The sequence below is a fragment of the Pseudomonas sp. PS02290 genome (assembly GCF_029960075.1).
Taxonomy (GTDB): domain Bacteria; phylum Pseudomonadota; class Gammaproteobacteria; order Pseudomonadales; family Pseudomonadaceae; genus Aquipseudomonas.
Genome location: NZ_JASCOY010000188.1, coordinates 1 through 4165, shown reverse-complemented (window position 1 = coordinate 4165; position 4165 = coordinate 1). Strand labels below are relative to the sequence as shown.

Below are 4165 nucleotides of genomic sequence, written 5' to 3'. Positions count from 1 at the left end.
CGATTGCGGCGTGTCAGTTGCAGGTGAGTTGACTGACACACCGTGATCGCGAGCAAGCCCACTCCTACAGGGATCGGCAGCAGCCATCGTGGCATCCAGCCAGAACAGGATCAGGCAATCATCGCGTAGAACTGGGTCATCGGCTTGGCGCGCAGGGTTCCTACCATGGGGGCCTGCCATCAACGGCTTAGGCCTCATGAGGAAACGCACAATGAGCAAAACCAAAACCCTGTTCATCACCGGTGTCAGCAGCGGCTTCGGCCAGGCGTTGGCGCAGCAGGCGCTGGCGGCGGGTCATACCGTGATCGGCACGCTGCGCAATGAAGACGCCGTGCAGGCATTTGAAGCCCAGGCAACCGGTCGCGCCCACGGCGTGTTGCTGGACGTCACCGACTTCGACGCCATCGACCGCGTGGTCGCCGATGCCGACAACGCGTTCGGGCCCATCGACGTGCTGGTCAACAACGCCGGCTATGGCCACGAGGGCATTCTGGAAGAGTCGCCGCTGGAGGACTTGCGTCGGCAGTTCGACGTCAACGTGTTCGGCGCGGTGGCGATCATCAAGGCTTTCGTGCCGCTGTTCCGTCAGCGCCGCAGCGGGCACATCCTCAACGTCACCTCCATGGGCGGCTTCATCACGATGCCGGGGATTTCCTACTACCACGGCAGCAAATTCGCCCTGGAAGGCATTTCTGAATCCCTGGGCAAGGAGCTGAAGCCGTTCAATGTGTTCGTCACCGCGGTGGCACCGGGGTCGTTCCGCACGGATTGGGCCGGCCGTTCGATGCAGCGTACCGCGCGGCAGATTGCCGACTACGACGCCAGCTTCGACCCGATCCGCAAGGCCCGCGAAGAACGCAGCGGCAAACAGCCGGGGGATCCGGTCAAGGCTGCCGATGCGATGCTCAAGTTGATTGATAGCCCCAACCCGCCGGCGCATCTGCTGCTGGGCAGCGATGCGTTGAAGCTGGTGCGGGAAAAGCTGGCCCAGCTGGAAGCCGAGTTTGCGGAATGGGAAGAGGTGTCGCGTTCGACGGATGGGTGAGGCTTCGCTGGCAGTTCGGAAGATGGAGTTGATGTGTGGGATGCAGGCCACGATGCGGCCCCTGTGGGAGTGAGCTTGCTCACGAAAGCGCCGGTCCAGCCAGTGCATCTTTATCGGCTGGAAGTCAGCATTCGCGAGCAAGCTCGCTCCCACGAGACCGCGGCTGACTTGAGATTTCGAGTCATACAGAGGACCTGTGGGAGTGAGCTTGCTCACGAAGACGCCGGTCCAGCCACTGCATCTTTATCGGCTGGAAGCCAGCATTCGCGAGCAAGCTCGCTCTCACAAGTTCTCCGTTAACAGCGACATCTGCTGTGTTCCCGCTTTACGAGCTAAACCCCGCCGCGGCTAAAGATGCGGATGACTTCATCCAGATGGCCCGCCATCGCCTGTCTCGCAGCGTCTGCATCTCGATTTTGCAGGGCGTCGAGGATCAGGCGGTGTTCGTGTTCGGAGCGAAACGGCATGTCGTCGGAGGTGTAGTGCGCCTGCAAACGCTGGAACATGCTGCCGTACTGATGCCCGAGCAGGTGTTTGATCATCAGCCCATAAGCCGGATTGCCGGAGGCCTGGGCGATGCGGATGTGGAACAGGCGATCGCCGGGGTGGGTGTGGGAATGCTCGCGGTTGTCGCGGGCGTTGCGTTCGAAGGCCTCGCGGATGGCTTCAAGTTCTTCATCGCTGGCGTTCTGAGCGGCCAGCGCCGCCGCTTCCGGTTCGATCAACCGCCGCGCCTGGAGCAAGGCAAACGGCGGAATCTCCGCGCTGAAATCCACCTCGATGCCCAGCTCGGGGTCGACGTCTTTCCACTGATCGCGGGTGACCTGGGTCATCACCGGTTCATCGGACAGCTTCTGCACGGGCGGCTCACAGACCAGCACGCCATTGCCCACGCGCACATCCACCAGCCCGATCACCTCAAGGGCAATCATCGCCTCGCGCACCGACGCCCTGCTCACCCCCAGCATTTTTGCCAATTCACGTTCGGCCGGCAGGCGGCTGCCCGGTGGAAATTCGCCGCTGTCGATCAGCGCGCGGAGCTGATCGGCGATCTGGCGATAAAGTCTCTGGTTATCAATTACTTGGATTGGCATCGGGAATCGGCTCGGAATTTTACAGCACACTGGATCGAAAAATGGCCTTGTTGCAGTCCATGACTAGTGCTAAAAACAGGACCAATGGCCTGACCATTGGCGCGCTGCAGTGAGCGGAGCATAGCAAAACCCGTCGGGGTTCGGCGTGCTTCAAATCTCATGACGCGCTGCCCGGTTCGATCAGCAGACCTCGACGGCAGCATGGCCAGTCAGGTCGTCTCAACAATAAAAACAAGGGATCAACATGGACCTCACCGGTAAGCGAGTGCTCATCACGGCCGCCGCCCAGGGCATCGGTCAAGCCAGCGTCGAGGCTTATCTGAAGGCCGGCGCGGAAGTCTTCGCCGTGGACATCAACGGCGCAGCGCTGGACCACCTGCAGGGCGTGCACAAGCGTGTGCTCGACGTCACCGATCACGCCGCTATCGAACGACTGGCCGCCGAAGTGGGCGCGCTGGACGTGCTGTTCAACTGCGCGGGCGTGGTGCACAGCGGCAACATCCTCGAATGCTCCGACGACGACTGGCGCTTCGCCTTCGATCTCAACGTCACCGCGATGTACAAGATGATCCGCGCGTTTCTGCCAGCCATGCTGGCCAACGGTGGCGGCTCGATCATCAATATGTCGTCGGTGGCCTCGGCCATCAAGGGCGTGCCCAACCGCTTCGCCTACTGCGCCAGCAAGGCCGCCGTGATCGGCATCACCCGTTCGGTCGCTGCCGACTTCGTCGGGCAGAACATCCGCTGCAACTGCATTTGCCCCGGCACCGTGGAATCCCCTTCCTTGCGTCAGCGGGTGGCTGATCAGGCGGCGCGCGAGGGACGCGAAGAGGCCGAGGTGTACGCGGCATTTGAAGCGCGCCAGCCCATGGGGCGCCTGGGCACCCCCGAGGAAATCGCCCAACTGGCGCTGTACCTTGGCTCGTCGGCCAGCGGCTTTACCACCGGCACGGCGCAGATCATCGATGGCGGCTGGAGCAACTGAGCCTGTTCACGACCTTCACCAATACCCACACCGAATTCTGATCACTCACCATTAGAGGACACCCCATGAAATTGCTGCGTTACGGCGAACCCGGTCAAGAACGCCCTGGCCTGCTGGACAGCGACGGCCGCATTCGCGATCTGACCGATCTCATCGGTGACCTGTCGGGCACCGCACTGAGCCCGGAAAGCATTGCCCATTTGCAGTCCCAAGACATCAGCAGCCTGCCGCTGGTTGAGGGCAATCCGCGCCTCGGCCCGTGCGTGGGCAAGATCGGCAAGTTCATCTGCATCGGCCTGAACTACGCCGACCACGCCGCAGAAACCGGGGCGGACATTCCGAAAGAACCGATCATTTTCAACAAGTGGACCAGCGCCATCGTCGGCCCCAACGACAACGTGGAAATCCCGCGCAACTCGAAGAAGACCGACTGGGAAGTCGAACTGGGCGTGGTGATCGGCAAGGGCGGTCGCTACATCGACGAAGCCGATGCGCTGGAGCACGTGGCGGGGTATTGCGTGATCAACGACGTGTCCGAGCGGGAATTCCAGATCGAGCGCGGCGGCACCTGGGACAAGGGCAAGGGCTGCGACACTTTCGGCCCGATCGGCCCGTGGCTGGTGACCCGCGATGAAATCGCCGACCCGCACCAGCTCAACCTGTGGCTGGAAGTCGACGGGAAGCGCTATCAGAACGGCAACACGCGCACGATGATTTTCCAGATCCCCAAGCTGGTGAGCTACCTGAGCCAGTTCATGAGCCTGCAACCGGGCGACGTGATTTCCACCGGTACACCGCCGGGCGTAGGCCTGGGCATCAAGCCGGAGCCGGTGTTCCTGCGCGCCGGCCAGACCATGCGTCTGGGGATTGAAGGGCTGGGTGAACAGCAGCAGCTGACGGTCGACGCCTGATGCAGCAAACACCATTCCTGTGGGAGCGAGCTTGCTCGCGAAGAGGCCAGTGCATTCCCTGCATATTCATCAGGAGTAAAGGCTTCGCGAGCAAGCTCGCTCCCACAGGTTCTGCATGGACTTGAGAGCA

General features: G+C 61.9%; 4 protein-coding genes. 3 read left to right on the top strand and 1 reads right to left on the bottom strand.

Translation table 11 applies throughout. The annotated features are described in order from the left end of the window. Nucleotides 1–211: 211 nt before the first annotated feature. Entirely contained in the window at nt 212–1045 is an 834-nt protein-coding gene (locus QMX88_RS28970; RefSeq protein ID WP_282373677.1) for an oxidoreductase, read from the top strand. 332 nt (nt 1046–1377) lie between these two features. On the opposite strand, the gene QMX88_RS28965 is transcribed toward QMX88_RS28970, so the two are convergent. Beyond that, entirely contained in the window at nt 1378–2139 is a 762-nt protein-coding gene (locus tag QMX88_RS28965; protein ID WP_282373675.1) for a FadR/GntR family transcriptional regulator, read from the bottom strand. Nucleotides 2140–2383: 244 nt separating this feature from the next. On the opposite strand from QMX88_RS28965, the gene QMX88_RS28960 reads away from it, so the two are divergent. After that, nucleotides 2384–3124: an SDR family oxidoreductase gene (locus QMX88_RS28960; RefSeq protein ID WP_133771737.1), complete on the top strand. Its 741-nt coding sequence runs from the start codon at nt 2384–2386 to the stop codon at nt 3122–3124. Between the two features lie 65 nt (nt 3125–3189). Continuing rightward, a complete protein-coding gene (locus tag QMX88_RS28955; protein WP_282373673.1) occupies nt 3190–4035 on the top strand; it encodes a fumarylacetoacetate hydrolase family protein in 846 nt (281 codons plus the stop codon). Nucleotides 4036–4165: the final 130 nt, after the last annotated feature.